Below are 24,442 nucleotides of genomic sequence, written 5' to 3' on the forward strand. Positions count from 1 at the left end.
CGCGCACTGAGGTGTGTTTCACGTGAAACCAATCGATCCGCGTCTGCTCCGGTACGCCCGGGCCACCCGCCGCTTCCTGCTGGCGCTGGTCGCCCTGGGCGCCCTGGGGGCGGTGCTCGTCATCGCTCAGGCGATGCTCATCGCCGAGACGGTCGTCGGCGCGTTCCAGCACGGCCAGTCCGTGTCCGCGCTGCGCACTCCCCTGCTGCTGTTGGCGGCCGTCGCCGGCGGCCGCGCCCTGGTCTCCTGGCTCACCGAACTCGCCGCTCACCGGGCGAGTGCGGCGGTGAAGTCGGAGCTGCGGGGCCGGCTGCTGGAGCGGGCCTCCCGGCTCGGGCCGGGCTGGCTGAGCGGCCAGCGGACCGGATCGCTGGTCACACTCGCCACGCGCGGCATCGACGCGCTGGACGACTACTTCTCGCGCTATCTGCCGCAGCTGGGGCTCGCGGTGGCGGTACCCGTGGCTGTGCTGGCGCGGATCGTCACCGAGGACTGGGTGTCGGCGGCCATCATCGTCGCCACCCTGCCGCTCATCCCCGTCTTCATGATGCTGATCGGCTGGGCGACCCAGTCCCGGATGGACCGGCAGTGGCGGCTGCTGTCCCGGCTGTCCGGGCACTTCCTCGACGTCGTCGCCGGGCTGCCCACACTGAAGGTGTTCGGCCGGGCCAAGGCGCAGGCCGAGTCGATCCGGCGGATCACCGGCGAGTACCGCCAGGCGACCATGCGCACCCTGCGCATCGCCTTCCTGTCCTCCTTCGCCCTGGAGCTGCTGTCCACGCTGTCCGTCGCCCTGGTCGCCGTCACGATCGGCATGCGGCTCGTCCACGGCGAGATGACGCTCTACGACGGCCTGGTCGTCCTCGTCCTCGCCCCCGAGGCGTATCTGCCCCTGCGCCAGGTGGGCGCCCAGTACCACGCGGCCGCGGAGGGGCTGGCGGCAGCGGAGGAGATTTTCGCCGTACTGGAGACTCCGCTGCCGGAGCCGGGCACGCACGCCGTGCCCGCCGGAGCCATCACCTTCGACGGCGTCTCCGTGCGCTACCCCGGCCGCTCCGCTGAGGCGGTGACGGACGTGTCCTTCGCCGTCGCACCGGGGGAGACGGTCGCCCTGGTCGGTCCCAGCGGGGCGGGCAAGTCGACCCTGCTGCACGTCCTGCTGGGCTTCGTCCGGCCGGCCGGCGGGCGGGTGCGGATCGGGGGAGCCGACCTCACGGACCTCGACCTGGAGCAGTGGCGGTCGCGGATCGCCTGGGTGCCGCAGCGGCCGCAGCTGTTCGCGGGGACGGTCGCCGACAACGTCCGGCTGGCCCGCCCCGACGCCGACGACACCGCCGTACGGCAGGCCCTCGCCGACGCGGGGGCGCTGGACTTCGTGGACGCGCTGCCCGACGGACTCGGCACGCTGCTCGGCGAGGACGGGGCCGGGCTGTCGGCCGGGCAGCGGCAGCGACTCGCGCTGGCCCGGGCGTTCCTCGCCGACCGGCCGGTGCTGCTGCTGGACGAGCCGACGGCCGCACTCGACGGACGGACCGAGGCGGACGTCGTCGCGGCCGTGCGCCGCCTCGCCGTGGGCCGCACGGTGCTGCTCGTCGTCCACCGGCCGGCCCTGCTGGGGGTCGCGGACCGGGTCGTACGCCTGGAGGACACCGGTCGCGTGGTGCGCCCGGAGGCCGCCGCCGAGCCGGTCACCCGCGCGGCGAGTGGCGGGGAGAACACCCCGCAGGCGGCGGCTGCCGAGGACTACCCCGCCGACCCCGCGGCCGAGCCCATGCCCAGCAGGTCCACGCCCAGTCGGTCCGCGTCCAGCCGTTCCACGCCCCGCCGGTCCCCGCGCGGCTGGGGGAGCGTCCTCGCCCGTGTCCGGGCGATGTCAGGGGCCCGGCGCGGCCGGCTGCTGCTCGCCCTGCTGCTCGGCAGTCTCGCCCTGGGCAGCGCCGTCGGTCTCATGGCCACGTCCGGCTGGCTGATCTCCCGGGCCTCGCAGCAGCCGCCCGTGCTCTATCTGATGGTGGCCGTGACGGCGACCCGCGCGTTCGGCATCGGCCGCGCGGTGTTCCGCTACGGGGAGCGGCTGGTGTCGCACGACGCGGTGCTGCGGATGCTCGCCGACACCAGGGTCGCGGTCTACCGGCGTCTGGAGCGGCTGGCGCCCGCCGGACTGCGCACCCGGCGCCGGGGCGACCTGCTGGCCCGGCTCGTCGGTGACGTCGACGCGCTGCAGGACTACTGGCTGCGCTGGCTGCTGCCCGCCGGGGCCGCCGCCCTCGTGTCCGCCGCCGCGGTCGGCTTCGCCGCCTGGCTGCTGCCCGAGGCGGGTGCCGTCCTCGCCGCCGGTCTCCTCACGGCCGGCGCGGGCGTCCCGGCGCTCACCGGCGCCGTCGCCCGCCGCGCCGAACGCCGGCTCGCGCCCGCCCGCGGGGAACTGGCCACCCGGGTCACCGACGTGCTCACCGGCACCGCCGAACTCACCGTCGCCGGCGCCCTTCCCGCCCGTACCGCCGAAGCCGCTCGCGCGGACCGGACGCTGACCGGGATCGCCGCCCGCGCCGCCGGCGCCACCGCGCTCGGTGACGGGCTCACCGCGCTGCTGTCCGGGCTGACGGTCGCCGCCTCCGCCCTGGTCGGCGCCCAGGCGGTCGCCGCCGGACGGCTGAGCGGTGTCGCGATGGCCGTCGTCGTGCTGACGCCGCTGGCCGCGTTCGAGGCCGTCACGTCCCTGCCGCTCGCCGCGCAGTACCGGCAGCGGGTGCGCGAGAGCGCCGAGCGCGTGTACGACGTACTGGACTCCCCCGCGCCCGTCCGGGAGCCGGAGCGGCCGCTCGCGGCCCCCGCCACGCCGTTCCCGGTCGTCGTGAAGGGCCTGACCGCCCGTTACCCGGGCCAGGACCGGGACGCGCTCGCCGGTGTCGATCTCACCCTGCGCCCCGGACGCCGGATCGCCGTGGTCGGGCCGTCCGGTTCCGGCAAGACGACCCTCGCGCAGGTTCTGCTGCGCTTCCTGGACCCGGCGGCCGGGTCGTACACGCTGAGCGGTGCGGACGCCCGCACGCTCGACGGCGACGACGTGCGCCGTTTCGTCGGGCTGTGCGCCCAGGACGCGCACCTCTTCGACAGCTCGGTGCGCGAGAACCTCCTGCTGGCGAAGAAGGACGCAACCGAGGCCGACCTGCGCGGCGCGATCGCCCGGGCACGGCTGCTCACCTGGGCGGACAGCCTGCCCGACGGCCTCGACACGCTGATCGGCGAGCACGGCGCCCGGCTGTCCGGCGGGCAGCGGCAGCGTCTGGCGCTGGCCCGTGCCCTGCTCGCCGACTTCCCCGTCCTCGTCCTGGACGAGCCCGCCGAGCACCTGGACCTGCCGACCGCCGACGCCCTCACCGCGGACCTGCTGGCCGCCACAGAGGGCCGTACGACGCTGCTCGTCACGCACCGGCTCGCCGGTCTGGAGGCCGTCGACGAGGTGATCGTGCTGGACGGCGGCCGCGTCGTGCAGCGGGGCCCCTACGCACGGCTGGCCACCGAGGAGGGGCCGCTGCGGCGGATGGCCGCGCGGGAGGCGGAGGCGGAACTGCTGGTGGGAGCCCGCTGACGACACCGGGGCCCGGCAGGCGGGGCGCCGCCGTACCGGACAGTGCCCGGCGCGCGGCTCCGACACGCCGCCGGGCCCGCGTTCGTACCCGTCCGCAGCACACCGCTCCCCCAGTCGTACGACACGGACAGGACCGCGTGGCCCGTACCGCGCGACGATCGCTGACATGCGCTCATTTCGCCGACGTCCGTTGCCCGTAGTGGTCCTGCTCAGCGCGCTGGCGGCGCTCGCGGCGGGCCCCGCGCCGGGCGACGCCGAGCCCGGCGACGGCGCCGGTGCCGGTGCCGGTGCCGGCGTCAGCGCGGAGGTCGCGCGGCTCTACCAGGACGCGGCCACGGCGACCCAGCGGTACGAGCAGGGGCGCCGGGAGGCCGACGCGCAGCGCGTGCGGGCCCTGCGCGCCGAGGCCCTGCTGGAGCGGCAGCGGCAGCAGCTGGGCGTGCTGCACAAGGACCTGGGCCGGATCGCGCGGGCCCAGTACCGCACCGGCGGCGGGCTTCCGATGACCGCGCGGCTCCTGCTGGCCGACCACCCCGAGGAGGCGTTGCGCGGACAGCACGCCTTCGCCCGGACCCAGGCGACCGTGGCCCTCGCGATCGACCGGAACCGGCGGGCTGAGGCACGGCTGAGCGCCGACGAGGCGAAGGCGGCGGCCGCCTGGCAGGCGCTGGAGCAGCGCACCGCAGAACTCGCCGGGTTGAAGAAGGGCATCGAGGCGAAGCTCGAGGACGCCCGGACCCGGTTGCAGGGACAGGCCGACGAGTCTGTCGCGGCGGGCAGTTGCCGCGGCGCCGTCCGGCTCGACCAGCCGCCGCTCGACGGCACGCGCGCGTGGGTCGCCCCGGTGGAGACGTACCGGCTGTCCGCGGGCTTCGGCAGCGACGGCTCGCACTGGGCGCACCGGCACACCGGGCAGGACTTCGCGGTGCCGATCGGCACGCCGGTGCGGGCCGTGGGCGCCGGGCGGGTGGTGCGGGTGTCCTGCGGGGGCGCCTTCGGCATCGAGATCGTGCTCCAGCACCCCGGCGGCTACTACACGCAGTACGGCCATCTGGCCGCCGCCGGCGTCGACGCGGGGCAGCAGGTGCTGGCGGGGCAGTGGATCGGCCAGTCCGGCACGTCCGGCAACTCCACCGGCCCTCACCTGCACTTCGAGGTGCGGATCACCCCGGACATGGGATCGGCGCTCGACCCGCTGCCGTGGCTGGCGGAACGCGGGGTGCCGGTGGCCTGACGCCGGCCGACAGGCGCTGGCCCGACACCGGGCCGCGGGTGCCAGCGGGGCGGCAGGCGCTACCCCCGCTCGGTCAGCAGCCGCTCGATCACGACGGCCACTCCGTCGTCGTTGTTGGCGATCGTCCGTCCCGAGGCCGCGGCGATCACGTCCGGGTGGGCGTTGCCCATGGCGTACGACCGGCCGGCCCAGGTGAGCATCTCGACGTCGTTGGGCATGTCCCCGAAGGCGACGACCTCCTCGTGCGAGATGCCGCGCTCGGCGCAGCACAGGGCGAGGGTGCTGGCCTTGGAGACGTCCGGACCGCTGATCTCCAGCAGGGCGCTGGGGCTGGACCGGGTGACGTTGGCCCGCCCGCCGATCGCCAGCCGGGCGAGGGTGAGGAAGGCGTCCGGCTCGATCGAGGGGTGGTAGGCCAGGATCTTCAGCACCGGCTCGTCGGGCAGCGGGCCGTCCGGGCCGAGCAGTTCCTCGGCGGTCAGGAGGACGTCGGGGATTTCCATGTGCAGCTTCGGGTAGTCCGGCTCCTGGTTGAAGCCGTAGGTCTGCTCGATGGCGTACACGGTGCCCGGCGCCGCGTCGCGCAGCAGGCGTACGGAGTCCAGCGCGTTCTCCCGGGCTAGCTCGCGCACCTTCACGAACCGGTGGGCGCCTGGCCCGCCGTGCAGGTCGACCACGGCGGCGCCGTTGCCGCAGATCGCCAGGCCGTGGCCGTGGACGTGGTCGCTGACGACGTCCATCCAGCGGGCCGGGCGGCCGGTGACGAAGAAGACCTCGATGCCCGCCTCCTCGGCGGCGGCGAGGGCGGCGACTGTGCGCGGCGACACCGACTTGTCGTCGCGCAGCAGCGTGCCGTCGAGATCGGTGGCGATCAACCGCGGCGGGAGAGCGGCGGCCGGGGTCTCGGGCTGTCGGGTCGCTGAGGTCACCGGGTCATTGTCCCGCATATGCCCGCACGCCCGTGCGGCACTGTGCACATCTGAGGGCATCTGAGGGTTTCCCCCATGCGGGGCCCACCCCGCGGCCACGCAGCGCGGCGCGATTCTCCGCCTCCCCCCGGCCCTGCGTCACCCCAGCTGTGCGAGGCCCTCCATGGCGATGTCCTCGAAGACCTTCTGATCCGCCGCGAAGTCCGAGTCGGGGATCGGCCAGTGGAGGACGATCTCGGTGAACCCCAGCTCCCGGTGGCGGCCGGCGAAGTCCACGAAGGCGTCCAGCGACTCCAGGGGGCGGCCGCGGTCCGGGGTGAAGCCGGTCAGCAGGACCTTGTCCAGTCCGGCGACGTCCCGTCCGATGGCCGCGCACGCCTCGGACAGCTTCTGCATCTGGCCGCGCAGGGCCTGCACCGACTGCTCGGGGGTGCCGCTCTCGTACAGTTTCGGGTCGCCGGTGGTCACCCAGGCCTGCCCGTGGCGGGCGGCGAGCTTCAGCCCGCGCGGACCGGTCGCGGCCACGGCGAAGGGCAGCCGGGGGCGCTGTACGCAGCCGGGGATGTTGCGCGCCTCACGTGCCGAGTAGAAGGTCCCGTCGTATGTGACCGCGTCCTCGGTGAGGAGCCGGTCCAGCAGCGGTACGAACTCGGCGAACCGGTCGGCGCGCTCCCGGGGCGCCCACGGTTCCTGGCCCTCCTGCAGCAGCGTCGTGGCGTCGAAGCCGTTGCCGCCCGCTCCGATGCCCAGGGTGACCCGGCCACCGGAGATGTCGTCCAGGGAGATCAGCTCCTTGGCGAGGGTCACGGGGTGCCGGAAGTTCGGCGAGGTCACCAGCGTTCCCAGCCGCAGCCGGTCGGTGACCGACGCGGCCGCCGTCAGCGTGGGGATCGCACCGAACCACGGCCCGTCCCGGAAGCTTCGCCAGGCGAGGTGGTCGTAGGTGTACGCGGTGTGGAAGCCGAGCTGTTCGGCCCGCGTCCAGGCCGAACGGCCGCCTTCGTTCCAGCGGCGGTAGGGGAGGATCACGGTGCTCAGACGCAGACTCATAGCCTCCGAGGGTAGGCGCACACCCGTGTTTCACGTGAAACGATCACTCGGGGGCGCCGTCGGGGCGTCAGTGCCTCCCGGGAAAGCGCAGGTAGCGCGGGGGAACGGTTCGGGTGAGCCACACCCCGTTGGCGCTGACGTGGAAAAGGTGGCCGTCTCGGTGCATGGCGCCGGCGTCGACCGACAGCACGACGGGCCTGCCGCGGCGCGCACCCACACGGCCTGCGGTCTCCCGGTCGGCCGAGAGGTGCACATCGTGCCGGTTCATGGGCCGCAGTCCCTCGGTGCGGATCGCGTCCAGGTGGCGGGCGACGGTGCCGTGGTACAGGTACGGAGGCGGGGTCGCCGGCGGCAGGCCCAGGTCCACCTCGACGCTGTGGCCCTGGCTGGCGCGGATCCGGCCGCCCTCGATCGCGAAGCGCCGCTTGTCGTTGACGGCGACGACGTGCTCCAGCTCGTCCCGGGTGACCGGGAAGCCGTGCTGGGCCGCCGCGGCCAGGAGCGCGTCGATCTCGACCCAGCCGCCCTCGTCCAGCGTCAGTCCGATGCGGTCGGGCTGGTGCCGCAGATGCTTCGAGAGGTACTTCGACACCCGCACGACGCGTCTGTCGTCCGTGTCGTTTTTGTTCATACCGTCATGATGACGCGAGAGACCTGTGTCACGCACATTTTTTTCGCGCTCAGGTTTGATCCACAACCAAGTGCAGTTATCCACAGGCTACTTGGAAGTTGTGTGGACAACTGCACCAGACGGAGGGCCTATTGGTCAACCGAGCTTGACAAACGGCCTCTTGGTCAAGAGCCGGGCGGCCGCACGCGCGCCAGCGCCCGCAACGCACCTGGAGCGAAGCGGGACATGGCGTGGAACAAGCGCGCCTCGGGCGTCACGGGCACCACCGCCGCATTGCTCACCACCGCGTCCAACACAGCGTCAGCAACCTTCTCCGGCGGGTAGTTGCGCGCCCCGTACAGCCGCGCCGTGCGCTTCTGCCGACGTCGTTCCTCCTCCGCGTCCACTCCCGCGAAGTGAGCCGTGGACGTGATGCTGGTGTTGACGAATCCGGGGCAGATCGCGCTCACCCCGATGGCCTGCTCGGCGAGTTCGGCCCGCAGGCACTCGCTGAGCATCAGCACGGCCGCCTTGGACGTGCTGTACGCGGGCAGCGCACGGGACGGCTGGTACGCGGCCGCGGACGCGACGTTGACGATGTGGCCGCCCTGACCGCGCTCGGTCATCTGCCGCCCGAAGAGACGGCAACCGTGAATCACACCCCACAAGTTGACGTCGAGGACCTTGCGCCAGTCGTCCGGCGTGGTGTCGAAGAAGCTGCCGGACAACCCGATTCCGGCGTTGTTCACCAGCACGTCGACGACGCCGTACTCGACGGCGACCTTCTGCGCGAGCTTCTCCATCGCCTGCTCGTCGGAGACGTCAACGGCCTCCGCGCAGGCGTCCGGTGAGCCGATGAGCCGGGACATCTCGGCCGTCCGCGCGGCCGCCTCGGCGTCCCGGTCGACGGCGATCACCCGCGCCCCGGCCTCGGCGAACGCGTACGCCGTGGCCCGGCCGATGCCGCTGCCCGCACCGGTGACCAGGACGAGCTGGCCGCCGAAGCGGTCGGCGTGGCGGCCCGTCGGCCGCACCTGCTGCCGGCCGTCCTCGAGGGACGAGACGAACTCGGTGATCCACGCCGACAGTTGGTCGGGACGCGTCCGCGGTATCCAGTGCCTGGCCGGGAGCGTGCGGCGCGTCAGCTGCGGAACCCACAGCTCCAGGTCGTCGTAGAGCCGCTCCGACAAGAACGCGTCCTGTACGGGCGTGATGAGCTGCACGGGCGCGTGCGCGTACGCGTCCTGACGCGGCCTGCGCAGCCGGGCGCGGACGTTGTCGCGGTACAGCCAGGCGCCGTGCGCGGCGTCGCCGGGCAGCGACGCGGTGGGGTAGTCGCCGTCGGGCGTGCGCTCGACGCGCCGCAGAATGCCGGGCCAGGCCTTGCCCAGCGTCCCGCGCCAGGCCAGTTCGGGCAGGGCCGGCGTGTGCAGCAGGTAGACGTACCAGGACTTGGCGCCCTGCCCGAGGAGCTGACCGACCCGGCGGGGCGTGGGGTGCTTGAGCCGCTTGTTGATCCAGTGGCCGAAGTGATCGAGGGACGGCCCCGACATGGAGGTGAAGGAGGCGATGCGTCCCTCGGTGCGCTTGACCGTGACGAACTCCCACGACTGCACCGACCCCCAGTCGTGCCCCACCAGGTGCACCGGCCGGTCCGGGCTGACCGCGTCGGCGACCGCCAGGAAGTCGTCCGTGAGCTTCTCCAGTGTGAAACCGCCGCGCAGCGGCTTCGGCGCGGTGGATCCGCCGTGGCCGCGCACGTCGTACAGCACGACGTGGAAGTGGTCGGCGAGCCGGACGGCCACCTCGGACCAGACCTCCTTGGTGTCCGGATAACCGTGCACGAGGATCACCGTCGGACGGTCCGCGTCGCCCAGTTCGGCCACGCACAGTTCCACACCGCCGGTGCTCACCCGGCGTTCACGAGCACCCATGACCGTCACTTGTCCTCCGCCCAGCGCCGCACGTGCGGCAGATCGTCGTCCAGCCAGAAGGCGCTCTCCTGAGGGTCCGCGGAGTCGGTGACGACCAGGATCTCCTCGAACTTCGCGCCGGTACCCCGGAAGCCGAGGTGGGGTTCGACCGCCCACAGCCCCGGCTGCGGCGGATGGTCGGAGAAACGGTACGGCGACCACAGCGGCGACCAGCCCTCACGGTGACCGTGCACCGCGTCGGCGAGCAGTCCCTTGAGCGACTGCGTGCCGAACCCGAACAGGCGCGGGCTGAAGCGGCGTTCCGGCACCCGGTCCACCTTGTGCGCGATCACACCGAACGGGTAGGCGCGGTGCCGGTTGGCATAGCCCTGGCGGACCATGAGCCGGTCCACGTCCTCGTAGATCTCGCGCAGCGGCCGCCGCTCACGCACCTCGCGAAGGATCAGCCCGCGGTGCGCCTCCAGGTCCGCCATCAGCTTGTTCTGCACGGGATTCAGGCCGAGCGAGCCGGAGTAGCCGATGTCCGCGGTGTAACCCTCGAATACCGGGGCCATGTCCAGGATGAACGGCATCCCCGGCTCCAGGCGCCGGTCGGTGGGGAAGAACTGCAGCGGCACCCGGAAGTTCACGAACGCGGTGCGGTCACCGAACCAGGCGAACGGCATGTGGAACCAGTCGCGCACGCCCCGCTCACGCAGCCACTCGCGCTGCATCCGCGCCGCCTCGCGTTCGCTCACTCCCGGTTGCAGCCGGGCCGCCACCGCCTCGGCGCACTCGTAGGCCAGGCGCTGCACCCGCCGGAAACCTCGCAGCTCAGCGGAGACCTCGCGGGTCACTGCGGTCGTCATGCCAACGCCTCCAGCGGTCCTCGTCGACTGCGGTACGTGCCCGTAACGTGACGTGAGCGAATCTGGCACTTGTTAGACGTGGAGTCAATAGGTGGTTCGCGGCGGGTGGAGGGGTCGTCCGTAGCTCTCAGGCACCACATCCCCTACGGGCCCGTACAACTCGAGGGTGATACGAGGACGGCTCTGCGGTCTGACGCTTTCCGTGGCCCGTGTCACTAGTGTCGACGACGTGACTGTGATCGCGACCGAAAGCCTGAGCAAGCGGTTCCCGAGGGTGACCGCGCTCGACCGGCTGTCCGTGGACATCGGACCCGGTGTGACCGGACTCGTCGGGGCCAACGGCGCCGGCAAGTCGACCTTGATCAAGATCCTGCTGGGTCTGTCGCCCGCGAGCGAGGGCCGCGCCGAGGTGCTCGGCCTCGACGTCGCCACCCAGGGCGCCGCCATCCGGGAACGGGTGGGCTACATGCCGGAGCACGACTGCCTGCCGCCCGACGTCTCGGCCACCGAGTTCGTCGTGCACATGGCCCGCATGTCGGGCCTGCCGGCCACCGCGGCCCGCGAGCGCACCGCGGACACCCTGCGCCACGTAGGCCTGTACGAGGAGCGCTACCGCCCCATCGGCGGCTACTCCACGGGCATGAAACAGCGCGTGAAGCTCGCCCAGGCCCTGGTGCACGACCCGCAGCTGGTCTTCCTCGACGAACCCACCAACGGTCTCGACCCGGTCGGCCGCGACGAGATGCTCGGCCTGATCCGCCGTGTGCACACCGACTTCGGCATCTCCGTCCTGGTCACCTCCCATCTGCTGGGAGAGCTGGAGCGCACCTGCGACCACGTCGTCGTCGTCGACGGCGGCAAGCTCCTGCGCTCCAGCTCCACCACCGACTTCACGCAGACCACGACCACCCTCGCCATCGAGGTCACCGACACCGACGAGCACCCGGACGGCACCCGCGCGGTCCGCGAGGCGCTGCACGCGCGCGGGGTGAGCACCCACGACGACGGCAGCGGCCTGCCCGGCGCCGGCCACACCCTGCTCCTGACCGCGCAGGGCGAGGAGACCTACGACCTGATCCGCGACGTGGTCGCCGACCTCGGCCTCGGCCTGGTCCGCATGGAGCAGCGCCGCCACCACATCTCCGAGGTCTTCACCCACGACGACGACCGCCGCAGCGACGACAGCCGGAAGGAGGCCGTGGGCCATGGCCGTTGACCACCCCCTCGCCCCGTCCCCCGGGGCCCAGTCCCGCATCCACGACATCGGCTACCGCAACTACGACGGCCCCCGCCTCGGCCGCGCCTACGCCCGCCGCTCGCTGTACACGCAGTCCCTGCGCGGCGCGTACGGCCTCGGCCGGTCGGCCAAGTCCAAGGTGCTGCCGATGCTGCTGTTCGTGGTGATGTGCGTGCCGGCCGCCATCATGGTCGCGGTCGCCGTCGCCACCAAGGCCAAGGACCTGCCCGTCGACTACACCCGCTACGCGATCATCATGCAGGCCGTCATCAGCCTGTACGTCGCCTCGCAGGCACCCCAGTCGGTCTCGCGCGACCTGCGCTTCAAGACCGTCCCGCTGTACTTCTCACGGCCCATCGAGACCGCCGACTACGTCCGCGCGAAGTACGCCGCGCTCGCCTCGGCGCTCTTCCTGCTCACGGCCACCCCGCTGCTCGTGCTCTACGTCGGCGCGCTGCTCGCCAAGCTGGACTTCGCCGACCAGACCGAGGGATTCGCACAAGGACTCGTCTCCGTGGCACTGCTGTCACTGCTCTTCGCCGGGATCGGCCTGGTCATCGCCTCCGTCACCCCCCGCCGCGGCTTCGGCATCGCCGCCGTGATCGCCGTGCTGACCATCTCCTACGGCGCCGTCTCCGTCGTCCAGGGCATCGCCTACGCGCAGAACAGCACCGGAGCGATCGCCTGGCTGGGACTGTTCTCACCGACGACGCTGATCGACGGCGTGCAGTCCGCGTTCCTCGGCGCCTCGTCCGCCTTCCCCGGAGGCGACGGCCCGTCCGACGCTCAGGGGGCCGCCTATGTCCTCGTCACCCTCGGCCTGATCGCCGCGAGCTACGGGCTGCTGAACCGCCGCTACAAGAAGGTGGGACTGTGACAGCCCACCCGTCGCCCACCACCACCCTTCCAAGGAATGGGCTGCGCCCATGAGCACTCTGTCCCCGTCGCCCACCACCACCCTTCCAAGGAATGGGCTGCGCCCATGAGCACTCTGTCCCTCGACCACGTCTCGCGCTGGTTCGGCAACGTGGTCGCCGTCAACGACGTCACCATGACCATCGGGCCCGGCGTGACCGGCCTGCTCGGCCCCAACGGCGCCGGGAAGTCCACCCTGATCAACATGATGGGCGGCTTCCTCGCCCCCTCCACCGGCACCGTCACCCTCGACGGGCAGCCCGTGTGGCGCAACGAGCAGATCTACCGGCACATCGGCATCGTCCCCGAGCGTGAGGCGATGTACGACTTCCTCACCGGCCGCGAGTTCGTCGTCGCCAACGCCGAACTGCACGGCCTGGGCGACAAGGAGGCCCAGCGGGCCCTCGCGACGGTCGAGATGGAGTACGCCCAGGACCGCAGGATTGCCACCTACTCCAAGGGCATGCGGCAGCGCGTGAAGATGGCCAGCGCGCTCGTCCACGACCCCTCGCTGCTGCTGCTCGACGAGCCGTTCAACGGGATGGACCCGCGCCAGCGCATGCAGCTGATGGAGCTGCTCAAGCGCATGGGCGACGACGGCCGTACCGTGCTGTTCTCCTCGCACATCCTCGAAGAGGTCGAACAGCTCGCCTGGCACATCGAGGTGATCGTCGCCGGACGTCACGCCGCCAGCGGCGACTTCCGCAAGATCCGCCGCCTGATGACCGACCGGCCGCACCGCTACCTGGTCCGCTCCAGCGACGACCGCGCTCTCGCGGCCGCGCTGATCTCCGACCCGTCCACCTCCGGCATCGAGGTCGACCACGCCGAGGGCGCGCTGCGCGTCCAGGCCGTCGACTTCGCCCGCTTCACCGCCCTGCTGCCGCGCGTCGCCAAGGCGAACGGCATCCGGCTGCTGACGGTCTCGCCGTCCGACGAGTCCCTCGAGTCCGTGTTCTCTTACCTGGTCGCGGCGTAGGAGGCCGAAGATGTACGACCCCACTGTCGCCCGGCTCACCTATCGGGCCCTGCTCGGCCGTCGCCGGGCCCTCATCCTCGGCGCGTTGCCGCTGGTACTGATCGTCATCTCCGTCGCCGTGCGCGCGCTCACCGGCGCCGACGACCAGACCGCGTCGGACGTCCTCGGCGGGTTCGCGCTCGCCACCATGGTGCCGATCATCGGCGTCATCGCCGGCACCGGCGCGATCGGTCCCGAGATCGACGACGGCTCGGTCGTCTACCTGCTGTCCAAGCCGGTCAAGCGGCCCACGATCATCCTCACCAAGCTGATCGTCGCGATCGCCGTGACCATGGTCTTCTCCGCCGTGCCCACGCTGATCGCGGGCTTCGTCCTCAACGGCAACGGCCAGCAGATCGCCGTCGCCTACACGGTGGCCGCGCTCGTCTCCTCCATCGCCTACGCCGCCGTGTTCCTGCTGCTGGGCACGGTGTCCCGGCACGCGGTGGTCTTCGGCCTGGTCTACGCCCTGGTCTGGGAGGCGCTGTTCGGCTCCCTGGTGCCCGGCGCGCGCACGCTCAGCATCCAGCAGTGGTCCCTGGCCGTGGCCCACAAGGTCGCGGGCGGTGACCTGGTCACCTCCGACGTCGGGCTGACGACGGCGACGGTGCTGCTGATCGCCGTCACCGTGCTGGCGACCTGGTACGCCGGGCAGAAGCTGCGGTCGCTCACGCTGGCGGGCGAGGAGTAGCGCAGGCGCCACGCGTGGCGCCGGCAGGGGGGGAAAATTCGGTGGCGGCCAACTCCCCGTTCCGGGACAGTGGTTGATGTCCAGCCGCCGGGCCCTCCGTCCGGCGCCACCGTCTGGGAGAGGAGCGGGACGATGTCCATGCACGGCAGTACGTCCAGCTCCCGACAGGGCAGTCCGCGGCGGATCACGGTGTAGTCACCTCGCCGTCGAGTCCCCGCCGCACGGGGAGCTGCCCGGGGCGGCCGCTTCGAGCACGCGATGTCGCTCTCGCGTGGGCCGCCCACCCGGAGGATTGGCCGAGTGGTAAGGCACCGGTTTGCTAAGCCGTGGTCGGGGGCGACCCCGCGCACGTTCGATCCGTGCATCCTCCGCGAGACGTTGCCACTGGGGCTGGGTGTGGGGGGCGCCGCTGGGGTGGCGGTGCGTTGTCGGGCGGCGGGTGAGGGTGGGCTGGTCGCGCAGTTCCCCGCGCCCCTGGGGAACTGCGGTTCCGTCGGCGGCAACGCACCGCCCCCCACGGCGCGAACCCTGTTACGGCAGCAGCCGTTCCAGTACCTCTGCGATTCCGTCCTCCTCGTTGGAGGACGTCACCTCGTCGGCGACCGCCTTGAGCTTTTCGTGGGCGTTGGCCATGGCCACACCCCGCGCCGCCCACGCGAACATCGGAACATCGTTGGGCATGTCGCCGAAGGCAATCGTGTCGGCCGCCTTCAGCTTCAGCCGGCGCGCCGCCAGCGACAGCCCCGTGGCCTTCGACAGGCCGAGCGGCAGCAGCTCGACGATGCCCGCGCCGGCCATGGCGACGCCGACGAAGCCGCCCGCGGCCCGCCGGGCCGCCTCGGCCAGCTCGTCGTCCGACAGCTCGGGATGCTGAATGTAGATCTTGTTCAGCGGGGCGCTCCACAGATCGGACGCGTCCGCGAACGGCGTCGCGGGCAGCGAGCCCGTGAGCGCGTAGCCGGGGCCGACCAGCACCTCGCCGTCCAGGCCGTCACGGCTGGCCGCCAGGTACAGCGGGCCGACCTCCGCCTCGATCTTCGCCAGCGCCACCCCGGCCAGTTGCCGGTCCAGGGTGACCGTGGTCAGCAGGCGGTGCTCCCCGGCGTCGTACACCTGGGCGCCCTGGCCGCACACCGCGAGGCCTCGGTAGCCGAGGTCGTCGAGGATGTGCCGGGTCCAGGGGACCGCGCGGCCGGTGACGACGATGTGGGCCGCGCCCGCCGCGGTGGCCGCGGCGAGCGCGTCACGGGTGCGCTGCGAGATCGACTCGTCGGAGCGCAGGAGCGTTCCGTCGAGGTCGGTGGCGACGAGCCCGTACGGGAAACTCACTTGGCCACCGGCTCCAGGACCTCCCGGCCGCCCAGGTAGGGGCGCAGCACCTCGGGCACCCGGACCGAGCCGTCGGCCTGCTGGTGGTTCTCCAGGATCGCCACGATCGTGCGCGGTACGGCGCACAGCGTGCCGTTGAGCGTGGCCAGCGGGCGGACCTTCTTGTCCTCGCGGACGCGGATGGACAGCCGGCGGGACTGGAACTCGGTGCAGTCCGAGGTCGAGGTCAGCTCGCGGTACTTGCCCTGGGTGGGGATCCACGCCTCGCAGTCGAACTTGCGGGAGGCCGAGGCGCCGAGGTCGGCGGAGGCGACGTCGATCACCCGGAAGGGCAGTTCGAGCGAGGTCAGCCACTGCTTCTCCCACTCCAGCAGCCGCTTGTGCTCCTCCTGCGACTCCTCGGGGGTGACGTAGGAGAACATCTCGACCTTGTCGAACTGGTGCACGCGGAAGATGCCGCGGGTGTCCTTGCCGTGCGAGCCGGCCTCACGGCGGAAGCACGGCGAGAAGCCGGCGTAGCGCAGCGGCAGCTGGTCGGCGTCGATGATCTCGTCCATGTGGTACGCCGCCAGCGGCACCTCGGAGGTGCCGACCAGGTACAGGTCGTCCTTGTCGAGGTGGTAGACGTCCTGTGCGGCCTGGCCGAGGAAGCCGGTGCCGGCCATGGACTGCGGGCGCACCAGCGCCGGGGTGAGCATCGGGGTGAAGCCGGCGGCGGTGGCCTGGGCCAGCGCGGCGTTCACCAGGGCCAGCTCGAGCAGGGCGCCGACGCCGGTGAGGAAGTAGAAGCGGGAGCCGGAGACCTTGGCGCCGCGCTCGGTGTCGATGGCGCCGAGCAGCTGGCCGAGTTCCAGGTGGTCCCTGGGCTCGAAGCCCTCGGCGGCGAAGTCGCGGATCTCGCCGTGCGTCTCGCGGGTGACGAAGTCCTCCTCGCCGCCCACGGGGACGTCGGGGTGGACGAGGTTGCCGAGCCGGAGCAGCAGCTCCTGCGTCTCGGTGTCGGCGGCGTCGCGCTCGGCCTCGGCGGCCTTGACGTCGGCCTTCAGCTGCTCGGCCCGCTTGAGCAGGTCGGCCTTCTCGTCGGCGGAGGCCTTGGGGATCAGCTTGCCGAGCGACTTCTGCTCGTTACGCAGCTCGTCGAAGCGGACGCCGGAGGACCTGCGCCGCTCGTCGGCAGACAGGAGAGAGTCGACGAGCGCGACGTCCTCTCCACGGGCGCGCTGAGAGGCGCGCACACGGTCGGGGTCCTCACGAAGCAGGCGAAGGTCAATCACGCGGTCAAGGCTACCGGTGCCGGGTGACGGCTCACGACTCACTATTCACCGGACGCGCCGAATAGTTCCTTACGCTGCGTTATGGGGTAATTGCGTGGTGTGTCCGTGCGGTCGCCGGTCGGGTCGATTGGCTTGCGGGCGACGGGACTTGGGGCCTCTTTCCGTCCACAGGGATCCACAGCCTCGGGAAAGTTATCCACAGGGTGTGAGAAAGATCTGTGGACTTCGGAATTGATCACTCCGTGACCGTAAGCGGACCTCAGGATTCCCGGTGCAAACCCGTTTTAGCCGCACTTTCGAGTGGAAAGTGTTCGCTCCAAAGGATTGTTCAAAGGAAACAGGTGGACGAAGTGTGACCCATGCGCCTGTGGCCGCACTTGAGCCCTGTAGGCCGATTTGTCGACTGACTGGGGCTTCCCTGTCGACTTGTCCCCAGGTCGAGAAGCCCACCTGTGGATAACTTCTGTGGATAACGAAGATATGCAGGTAGGACTGGCCGGGGCCCGTCAGAAGCGCCCGTCCTGGCACCGCGCCACCCAGTCTGCCGCCGCCACGAACTCCTCGTCCGACGTCCCGAGCAACGGCGCCCGTACGTCCCCGGGGCCGGCCTCCGCCCGCGGGTACGAGCCGAGGAAGCGCAGCTGGAGGCAGATCCTCTTCAGCCCCATCAGCGCCTCGGCCATCCGCCGGTCGGAGATGTGGCCCTCGGCGTCGACGCAGAAGCAGTAGTTGCCGATGCCGGCGCCCGTCGGCCGGGACTGGAGCAGCATCAGGTTGATGCCCCGGGTGGCGAACTCGCCGAGCAGATCACGCAGTCCACCGGGGTGGTCGTCGCGCTGCCACAGCACGACGGAGGTCTTGTCGGCGCCGGTCGGCGCGGCGGGCCGGGCCGGGCGTCCGACCAGCACGAACCGTGTCTGCGCGGTCTCCGGGAAATCATGGATGCCGGTCTCCAGCGCCTCCAGGCCGTAGCGGGCGGCGGCGAACTCCCCGGCGAAGGCGGCGTCGTAGCGGCCCTCCTGGACCAGGCGGGCGGCGTCCGCGTTCGAGGCGGCCGACTCCCAGTCGGCGTCGGGGAGGTGTGCCCGCAGCCAGTTGCGCACCTGCGACTGGGCCGCCGGATGGGCGGAGACCGTCTTGATGTCCGTCAGCTTGGTGCCCGGCCGGACCAGCAGCGCGAAGGTGATCGACAGCAGCACCTCGCGGTAGATCATCAGCGGCGCGCCCGCGACCAGCTCGTCAAGGGTGGTCGTGATGCCGCCCTCGACCGAGTTCTCGATCGGCACGAACGCCGCTTCGGCCTCTCCGGCCCGCACCGCGTCGAGTGCGGACTGCACCGACACATACGGGATCAGCTCCCGGGTGGCGGCTTCCGGAAGGGTGCGCAGGGCGACTTCGGTGAAGGTGCCCTCCGGGCCGAGATACGCATAGCTCGCTGGCATGGTCTCACCCTAATGGCCGCAGGGCGCCCCGGCTCAGGCGTCTCATGCACGCCACTCGACCGAGTGGTTTGAACCCGGAAAACGCGCGTGCCGCGGAACCGCGTCCTGTATCCCCTCACGCCGTTTTCCTGTCCGGTCACGCCAGTCCCGTGATCCCTCACGCCTCCAGCAGCCGCTGCCCCACGTACTCCCCCTGCGCCGCCCCGCCCGGCACCGCGAAGAGCCCGCTGCTCTCATGGCGGACGAACCGCGACAGCGCGTCCCCGCGGTCCAGCTTGCGCTGCACCGGCACGAAACCGCGCAGCGGGTCGGCCTGCCAGCAGATGAACAGCAGCCCCGCGTCCGGCACCCCGTTGGCGTCGAAGCCGTCGTGGTACGAGAACGGGCGCCGCAGCATCGCCGCGCCGCCGTTGCGATCGGGCCGCGTGATGCGGGCGTGGGCGTTGACCGGCACGACGTACTCGCCGTTCGCGTCGGTCTTCTCCAGGTCCATCTCGGTGGTCTCGGTGCCGCCGGACAGTGGCGCCCCGTCGGACTTGCGCCGTCCGATCACCGCCTCCTGGTCGCGCACCGGCAGCTTCTCCCAGTCGTCGAGGAGCATGCGGATACGGCGGACGACGACGTAGGAGCCGTTCGCCATCCAGGCGGGTTCACCGCCGGCCGGCACGAAGACGCGCTGGTCGAAATCGGGGTCCGCCGGCTTGGGATTGCGGGTGCCGTCGATCTGGCCCATGAGGTTGCGGGCCGTCATGGGACGGGCGGTGGCGCCCGGGGTGCGGTTGAAGCCGTTCATCTGCCAGCGCAGCCGGGCCGCCGAGCCCGCGTCCTTCTGGATCGCGCGCAGGGCGTGGAAGGCGACCAGCGCGTCGTCGGCGCCGATCTGCACCCACAGGTCGCCGTCGCTGCGGGCCTTGTCGAGCTGGTCGGAGGAGAAGGCGGGCAGCGGGTCGAGCGCGACGGGCCGCTGCTTGTCCAGCCCGGTCCTCCCGAAGAAGCTGTGCCCGAAGCCGAAGGTGACCGTCAGCGAGGACGGTCCGGCGTCCCGGGCCACGTCGGTGTCGTCATGGGCCGCGGGCTCGCCCGCCATGAGCCGCTCCGCCGTAGCCGACCAGCGGCGCAGCAGCGCGGCGGCCTCCTTGCGGCCCGCGCCCGGGGCGAGGTCGAAGGCGGCGAGGTGACCGCGGGCCTGGAGGCCGTCGGTGATGCCGGGCTGATGTTTCCCGTGAAACATCGCGCGGTCCGCCCCGAGCGAGGTGAGCGGCGTGGCCTGCGCGGGCGCGGCCGCGTAGCCCGCCGCCGCGCCGGCCGTGCCGAGCACGAGCCCGGTGGCGCCCGCGGTGCCGAGCAGCCGACGGCGCGAGACACCCTGCGGTTCCGTGGCGCGTTCCGCGGGCTTCCTGCCGCGTTCCGCGGAACCGGTGCCACGTTCCGCGGACGGGGCGGGCGAGGGGGACTGGTCAGGCATGGTGCACTCAGCCGATCTGCGCGTTCTTGGAGACGGTCACCTGGTCGATGTCGGAGGTCCGCACGGTCACGGCGACCTTCCATTCGCCGGCCATGGGGATCTGCACCCCGTCCGCCGACCAGTGTCCGGTGGTGATGTGGTCCGGGGCGACGGGCAGCGGCCCGATGTCCTTGGCGGTGAGCGTGAAGGCGATCTTCAGCTCGGGCACGTCGTAGGCGCGGCCGTCGGGGCGCGTGACGTAGACATGCATCTCGTTGGCGCCGACACGGGCGGGGTCGAGGTCGATGCTGACGACGCCCTTGCCGTCCTTGCCGCCGGTGTCGAACGGGATGTCCAGCGTGACGGCCCCCGGCCCGGCGACGGACGCGGCGGAAGAGGACGAGGAGGTGGCTGCCCTCGCTGCCTCCTCGGTACGGCCCGGCTCGGTGGAGGTGAGCACGGTGGTCACCGCGAGCAGCACCACGGCGACGGCGGCCTCGGCGAGGACGGAGCGCCGCAGCCCGAACCGGTCCGGGTCGGCGTCGCGCTGCTGCTTGCGGCGGGCGGCGTCCACGGCGGCCTGCTGCCGGGCGAGCTGCGCGGCGCGCGGGGAGTCGTCGGCGGGAGCGGTGACGCGCTCCTTCTTCTTCGTCCGCTGGACGACCGGGTCGCTCAGCCGGGCCGTCCAGCGCCGGGAGATCGACGCCAGGCCGATGAGCAGCGCCACGAGCCCGATCTTGACCAGCAGCAGCTGCCCGTAGCCGGTGCCGGTGAAGGCGGACCAGGAGCCGAGCTGCCGCCAGGACTGGTAGGCGCCGGTCGCGACGAGGGCGAGGACGCTGGTGAAGGCGACGGTGGAGAAGCGGCGCACGGCGGCGGCCTCGACCGGGGTGTCGGCGGGCGCGAAGTACAGGGCGACCAGCAGCGCGGTCAGCCCGCCGAGCCAGGTCGCGACGGCGAGCAGATGCACGACGTCGACCGGCATGGCCAGACCCGCCTGGAGTCCGACGGAGGCGTGTTCGGCCATCGCCCAGCTCGCCGCGAGACCGGCGGCGACGACGGTGCCGCCGAGCGCCAGCCCGAAGGTCAGATCGCGCTTTTCCTCCTCCTCGCGTTTGTCGTAGGAGCCGAAGAGGACCGCGATGAACAGCGCCGCCGCCGCGAGCAGCAGCAGCCGGGACACCAGCGCCGCGCCCGACTTGGTCTGCAGGACCTGGCCGAGCAGATCCAGGTCGACGATGTCGCTCGCCTTGCCGGAGGTGGTGTAGGCGCCGCGCAGGAGCAGCAGCGCGAGGGTGGCGGCGGTCAGGGCGACCCAGCCGGAGACCACGAGCCGCTGCACGGCCCGCACGCCGGTGCCGCGCCGCCAGCAGGCCAGCACGAAGGCGGCACCGCCGGTCATGACGATGAAACCGGCGTACGACACATACCGGCCGAGCCCGTACAGCCCGCCGACGACGCCGCCCCCGGCCACCTGCCCGCCGACGGCGACGGAGGTCCGGGAGGGGGCGCCGATGGAGAAGGTGTAGGCGCCGGAGACGGGGTGGCTGTCCGCCGAGACCACCTGGTAGGTGACGGTGTACGTGCCGTCCGGCAGCCCGCTGTGCAGGGCCACGGCGTACGTGGTGCCGCTGACCTCGGACGGCTTGGCGTCGTCGACGCGCTTGCCCTTGGGGTCGAGGACGCGCAGCGAGTCGTCGTTGAGGGCGACCTTCTCGGAGAAGGTCAGGGAGACCCGGGCGGGCGCCTGCTTGACCACCACCCCCTGCTGGGGGTCGCTGCCGGTCAGCGCGGCGTGCGCGGAGGCCGGCGTGGCACCGGCGAGCAGCGCGCCGAGCGCGGCCACGAACAGCAGCACCAGGGTCCGGACGCGGGGGGCGATGGTCGGGGTCACGGTGGCTCCCTCAGTGTCCGGTCGCGGGGTTGTACGTCGCGGCCTTCACCGGCATCCGCACCTCGACGGCGCCGGACCGGGCGAAGTGGAGCACGACGGTCACGTTCTCGCCCTGCTTCGGCTTGCGCTTCAGCCGGTCGAACATCAGGTGGTTGCCGCCGCTGGCGAACACCACCCGGCCGTGCGCCGGGACCGGGAGGGCGGCCACCTCGCGCATCGACCCGCCCGCGGTCTCGTGGACGGTGACACTGCCGGCCACGTCGCTGGTGACGGAGGTCAGCTCGTCCTTCGTACCGCCGTCGTTGGCGATGGTCAGAAAGCCGGCCGCCATGTCCGAGACGGGCTGGGGCATGTAGGCGGAGCTGACGGACAGCACGGCCTTGCCCGACCCGGACCCCGACCCTGCCCCGGCGCCTGACCCGGAGCCGGAGGAGCCGCACCCGGTGAGGAGCAGGGCGCCGGTCAGCGCGGCGGCACCCGCGGCGCAGGCCCTCACGGGTTCTCCCCCTTGATGATCTTGGGGAGGTCCTTGGTGTAGTCGTCGACGGTGGTGTCCTCGCCGTAGTACAGGTAGCCGCGGTCGGTCTTCGGGGAGAAGGTGAAGACCTGCGTGCCGTGCACCGAGACGAGCTTGCCGTTCTTGTCCTTCTTCGTCGGCTCGATGGAGATGCCCAGGGTGCGGGCGCCCGCCTGGATGGTGGCGAAGTTCCCGGTCAGACCGACGAACTGGCTGTCGATGCCGTTCAGCCACTTGCCCAGCTCGGCCGGGGTGTCGCGGCCGGGGTCGGTGGTGACGAACACGACCCGCAGCTTGTCCTGCTCGGCCTTCGGCAGCTGCTTCTTGGCGACGGCGATGTTGCTCATCGTCAGCGGGCACACGTCCGGGCAGTGCGTGTAGCCGAAGTAGATCAGCGTGGGCCGGCCCGCGGTCTCCTTGCGGAAGTCGTACGGCTTGCCGTGGGTGTCGGTCAGGACCAGGTCCGGCTTCTCGAACGGCTGGTCGAGGACGGTGCCGGCCTTGCCCGAGCCGGACTCCTCGGAGACGACGGAGACGGGACTGGAGCTGCTGTCGTCACCGCCGCCGCAGGCGGTCAGGGTGAGGGCGGCGGCGGCGAGGAGTGCGGCCGAGGCGAACATCTTGGTGCGCATGGAGAGGGATCCCAAAGGTCGATCACCGGGCGTGCGCGGGAGCCGCGGTACGGCTCCCGCGCACGTCACGGACGGGCGAAGGTCAGGCGGCGGTGCGCCGGCGGCCGGCGAACACGCCGTACGCCACGCCCGCCGCGCCGACGACGATGCCCACGATGCCGAGCACGCGGGCGGTGGTGTCGGTGTCGTGGCCGTCGGACGCCTGCGTCGCGGCGGCGGTCTTCTCGGTGCCCGAGGCGCTGTCGCCGGAGGCGTCGGAGGCGCCGGACGCGCCGTGCTCGTCGTCCGAGGCGGCGGTCAGCGTGAGGACCGGGGCGGGGTTCTCGGGCTCGGCCTGCCCGTCCTGCGGTACCTCGATCCAGCGCACGACCTCCTTGTTGGAGTACGTCTGGATCGCCTTGAAGACGAGCTTGTCGGTGTCCTCGGGCAGCTGGCCGACGGAGAGCGGGAACTTCTGGAAGTAGCCCGGCTTGATGCCCTCGCCCTCGGCGGTCCAGGTGACCTTGGAGACCGCCTCGGTGATCTTCTCGCCGTGCATCGTGAGCGGCTTGGCCAGCTTCGCCTTGGTGAACTCGATCTTCCAGCCCGGGATCGCCTGCGGCGCCACCGAGGCCAGCGGGTGGTCGGCGGGCAGGTTGACCTCGACCTTGGTGGTCGAGGCGTTGTCGCGCTCGTTGGGCACCTTGAAGTCGACGACGGCGTAACCGCCCTTGGCGGCGGCGCCCTCGGGCTGCACGGACACGTGCGCGAAGGCGGGCGTCGACAGAGCGGTCAGACCGGCCACGGCGAGAACGACGGGGACGGCTGCACGGGAAACCTTCATGGAAGGGTGCACTCCACTTCGAGTGAGTCCGGTGGCGGGAAAGGGCCGACCGGTGAGGAAGAGGGATACGCACGCGTACGCGTGCGTGCTGCGCCGCACGACGGCGCCGGCCCCTCGTGATCTCGTGGAGTGGCGGTCGCGTCGCGCTAGGCGGCGAGGACGAGTGCGGCGGCGGCCGGCGGACCGCGCCGGATCACCGTGTGCTGGAGTGCGGTGGTGTGCGGGACGGGCGGCGCGAGCAGCGCGGTGCGCGCCGGGCGCGGACCCGTGGCGGGCGCCGACGGCAGCCCGGCCAGCAGGGCGCGCACCAGCGCGAGCGCCGCGCGCAGGGACCGGATGAGCGCCCCCTCCGCGACCTCGTGCGCCGACAGCGCGGCCAGTTCCATGATCCGCAGCAGGGCGGAGTCCCCACGGCGCAGCAGCCAGCCCGCGGCCAGCGCCGCGAGCACGTGCCCGAGCAGCATCGGCAGCGACGGCAACAGGGCGGCGGGGGAGCCGGCGGCGGTGGACAGGGCGTCGGCCGGATGATGCGCCGGGGCGCCCTGGACGCGCGCGGTCGCGAGGATCCGCTGGGCCTGGACGGGGCTGAGCGGAGCCGCCCCGGCCCCGCACACCAGCCGCGCGGCCTGCGCCACCACCGAGCCCTCCGAATCCGCCGAGGTGATGGCGGTGGTGTGCTGGCCCAGCCCGAACAGCGTGTGCAGCACGGTCTGTCCGGCCCCGAGCAGCGCGGCGATCCCCCACAGGGAGCGTTGCCGCCCGGCCAGCGCCGCGGCGACGAGGAACACCCCGAGGAAACCCGCGCCCAGCGTCCACAACGGGACGCTCGCGCAGGACGCGAGCGCGTGCCCACCGGCGGCCAGCACGACGCAGACCGCGGCGAACACCGCGGCCCGCAGAAGCCGGACATCGCGTCCGGCGCGCACTGAGCGCGGGTGGGGGGCAGTCATGGCGGGCCCATCATCGCACTGCCCTTACCGCCGCCGTACGGCAGGTCCGCAAGATGCCGAATGCGCACTCAGGTCCCAC

20 protein-coding genes and 1 tRNA gene are annotated in these 24,442 nt (G+C 72.1%); 7 read left to right on the plus strand and 14 right to left on the minus strand.

Going from position 1 to position 24,442, the window contains the following annotated elements; all coding sequences use genetic code 11:
- Nucleotides 1-22: 22 nt before the first annotated feature.
- Together cydD and AC0B9F_RS29390 are read left to right on the plus strand one after the other, a co-directional pair.
- Nucleotides 23-3,592: a thiol reductant ABC exporter subunit CydD gene (gene cydD, locus AC0B9F_RS29385; RefSeq protein WP_472007653.1), complete on the plus strand. Its 3,570-nt coding sequence runs from the start codon at nucleotides 23-25 to the stop codon at nucleotides 3,590-3,592.
- Between the two features lie 166 nt (nucleotides 3,593-3,758).
- Complete coding sequence (locus AC0B9F_RS29390) at nucleotides 3,759-4,826, plus strand: M23 family metallopeptidase (RefSeq protein ID WP_472007655.1); 1,068 nt, start codon at nucleotides 3,759-3,761, stop codon at nucleotides 4,824-4,826.
- A gap of 59 nt (nucleotides 4,827-4,885) precedes the next feature.
- Here the strand turns inward: AC0B9F_RS29390 and AC0B9F_RS29395 are convergent, their stop codons facing one another.
- The 5 genes from AC0B9F_RS29395 to AC0B9F_RS29415 all read right to left on the minus strand — a co-directional run bounded on the left by AC0B9F_RS29395 (nucleotide 4,886) and on the right by AC0B9F_RS29415 (nucleotide 10,197).
- Nucleotides 4,886-5,773 (minus strand): HAD family hydrolase, encoded by an 888-nt coding sequence (locus AC0B9F_RS29395; RefSeq protein ID WP_472007657.1) that lies wholly within the window; start codon nucleotides 5,771-5,773, stop codon nucleotides 4,886-4,888.
- A 120-nt stretch (nucleotides 5,774-5,893) separates the two neighbouring features.
- A complete protein-coding gene (locus AC0B9F_RS29400; protein WP_472007658.1) occupies nucleotides 5,894-6,805 on the minus strand; it encodes an LLM class flavin-dependent oxidoreductase in 912 nt (303 codons plus the stop codon).
- 67 nt (nucleotides 6,806-6,872) lie between these two features.
- On the minus strand, nucleotides 6,873-7,436 hold the full coding sequence (locus AC0B9F_RS29405; RefSeq protein ID WP_472007659.1) for an RNA 2'-phosphotransferase: 564 nt from the start codon (nucleotides 7,434-7,436) through the stop codon (nucleotides 6,873-6,875).
- A 164-nt stretch (nucleotides 7,437-7,600) separates the two neighbouring features.
- Nucleotides 7,601-9,358, minus strand: a complete 1,758-nt coding sequence (locus AC0B9F_RS29410; RefSeq protein ID WP_472007660.1) for an SDR family oxidoreductase — start codon at nucleotides 9,356-9,358, stop codon at nucleotides 7,601-7,603.
- On the minus strand, nucleotides 9,355-10,197 hold the full coding sequence (locus AC0B9F_RS29415) for a M24 family metallopeptidase (RefSeq protein WP_472007662.1): 843 nt from the start codon (nucleotides 10,195-10,197) through the stop codon (nucleotides 9,355-9,357). Before AC0B9F_RS29415 ends, AC0B9F_RS29410 begins: the two co-directional genes overlap by 4 nt.
- 235 nt (nucleotides 10,198-10,432) lie before the next feature.
- Here AC0B9F_RS29415 and AC0B9F_RS29420 point away from each other — a divergent pair, with 235 nt between their 5' ends.
- The 5 genes from AC0B9F_RS29420 (at nucleotide 10,433) to AC0B9F_RS29440 (ending at nucleotide 14,429) form a co-directional block, all read left to right on the plus strand.
- Complete coding sequence (locus tag AC0B9F_RS29420; RefSeq protein ID WP_472007745.1) at nucleotides 10,433-11,413, plus strand: ABC transporter ATP-binding protein; 981 nt, start codon at nucleotides 10,433-10,435, stop codon at nucleotides 11,411-11,413.
- Nucleotides 11,403-12,311, plus strand: coding sequence for an ABC transporter permease subunit (locus tag AC0B9F_RS29425; protein WP_472007663.1), 909 nt, complete (start codon nucleotides 11,403-11,405; stop codon nucleotides 12,309-12,311). The genes AC0B9F_RS29420 and AC0B9F_RS29425 overlap by 11 nt, the downstream gene beginning before the upstream one ends.
- Before the next feature lie 105 nt (nucleotides 12,312-12,416).
- Complete coding sequence (locus AC0B9F_RS29430) at nucleotides 12,417-13,328, plus strand: ABC transporter ATP-binding protein (protein WP_472007664.1); 912 nt, start codon at nucleotides 12,417-12,419, stop codon at nucleotides 13,326-13,328.
- A 10-nt stretch (nucleotides 13,329-13,338) separates the two neighbouring features.
- Complete coding sequence (locus AC0B9F_RS29435) at nucleotides 13,339-14,058, plus strand: ABC transporter permease (protein WP_472007666.1); 720 nt, start codon at nucleotides 13,339-13,341, stop codon at nucleotides 14,056-14,058.
- Nucleotides 14,059-14,344: 286 nt separating this feature from the next.
- A tRNA-Ser gene (locus AC0B9F_RS29440) sits at nucleotides 14,345-14,429 on the plus strand.
- A 160-nt stretch (nucleotides 14,430-14,589) separates the two neighbouring features.
- On the opposite strand, the gene AC0B9F_RS29445 is transcribed toward AC0B9F_RS29440, so the two are convergent.
- The 9 genes from AC0B9F_RS29445 to AC0B9F_RS29485 form a co-directional block, all read right to left on the minus strand.
- On the minus strand, nucleotides 14,590-15,387 hold the full coding sequence (locus AC0B9F_RS29445) for an HAD family hydrolase (protein WP_472007667.1): 798 nt from the start codon (nucleotides 15,385-15,387) through the stop codon (nucleotides 14,590-14,592).
- Nucleotides 15,384-16,661, minus strand: coding sequence for a serine--tRNA ligase (serS, locus tag AC0B9F_RS29450; RefSeq protein ID WP_472007668.1), 1,278 nt, complete (start codon nucleotides 16,659-16,661; stop codon nucleotides 15,384-15,386). Before serS ends, AC0B9F_RS29445 begins: the two co-directional genes overlap by 4 nt.
- A gap of 506 nt (nucleotides 16,662-17,167) precedes the next feature.
- Nucleotides 17,168-18,103, minus strand: a complete 936-nt coding sequence (gene pheA, locus AC0B9F_RS29455) for a prephenate dehydratase (RefSeq protein ID WP_472007669.1) — start codon at nucleotides 18,101-18,103, stop codon at nucleotides 17,168-17,170.
- Nucleotides 18,104-18,260: 157 nt separating this feature from the next.
- Nucleotides 18,261-19,568: an iron uptake transporter deferrochelatase/peroxidase subunit gene (efeB, locus tag AC0B9F_RS29460; protein WP_472007670.1), complete on the minus strand. Its 1,308-nt coding sequence runs from the start codon at nucleotides 19,566-19,568 to the stop codon at nucleotides 18,261-18,263.
- 7 nt (nucleotides 19,569-19,575) lie between these two features.
- Complete coding sequence (locus AC0B9F_RS29465; protein ID WP_472007671.1) at nucleotides 19,576-21,441, minus strand: copper resistance CopC/CopD family protein; 1,866 nt, start codon at nucleotides 21,439-21,441, stop codon at nucleotides 19,576-19,578.
- A gap of 10 nt (nucleotides 21,442-21,451) precedes the next feature.
- Nucleotides 21,452-21,937, minus strand: coding sequence for a copper chaperone PCu(A)C (locus AC0B9F_RS29470; RefSeq protein WP_472007672.1), 486 nt, complete (start codon nucleotides 21,935-21,937; stop codon nucleotides 21,452-21,454).
- Nucleotides 21,934-22,590 (minus strand): SCO family protein, encoded by a 657-nt coding sequence (locus AC0B9F_RS29475; RefSeq protein ID WP_472007674.1) that lies wholly within the window; start codon nucleotides 22,588-22,590, stop codon nucleotides 21,934-21,936. Before AC0B9F_RS29475 ends, AC0B9F_RS29470 begins: the two co-directional genes overlap by 4 nt.
- An 82-nt stretch (nucleotides 22,591-22,672) precedes the next feature.
- The gene (locus tag AC0B9F_RS29480) at nucleotides 22,673-23,413 is read right to left on the minus strand and encodes a YcnI family copper-binding membrane protein (RefSeq protein WP_472007675.1); all 741 of its coding nucleotides are present in this window, start codon (nucleotides 23,411-23,413) and stop codon (nucleotides 22,673-22,675) included.
- Between the two features lie 146 nt (nucleotides 23,414-23,559).
- Nucleotides 23,560-24,363 carry a hypothetical protein gene (locus AC0B9F_RS29485; RefSeq protein ID WP_472007677.1) on the minus strand — a complete coding sequence of 268 codons (804 nt, stop codon included), beginning with the start codon at nucleotides 24,361-24,363 and terminating at the stop codon, nucleotides 23,560-23,562.
- Nucleotides 24,364-24,442 lie beyond the last annotated feature (79 nt).

The organism is Streptomyces sp. NPDC097129, assembly GCF_055668065.1.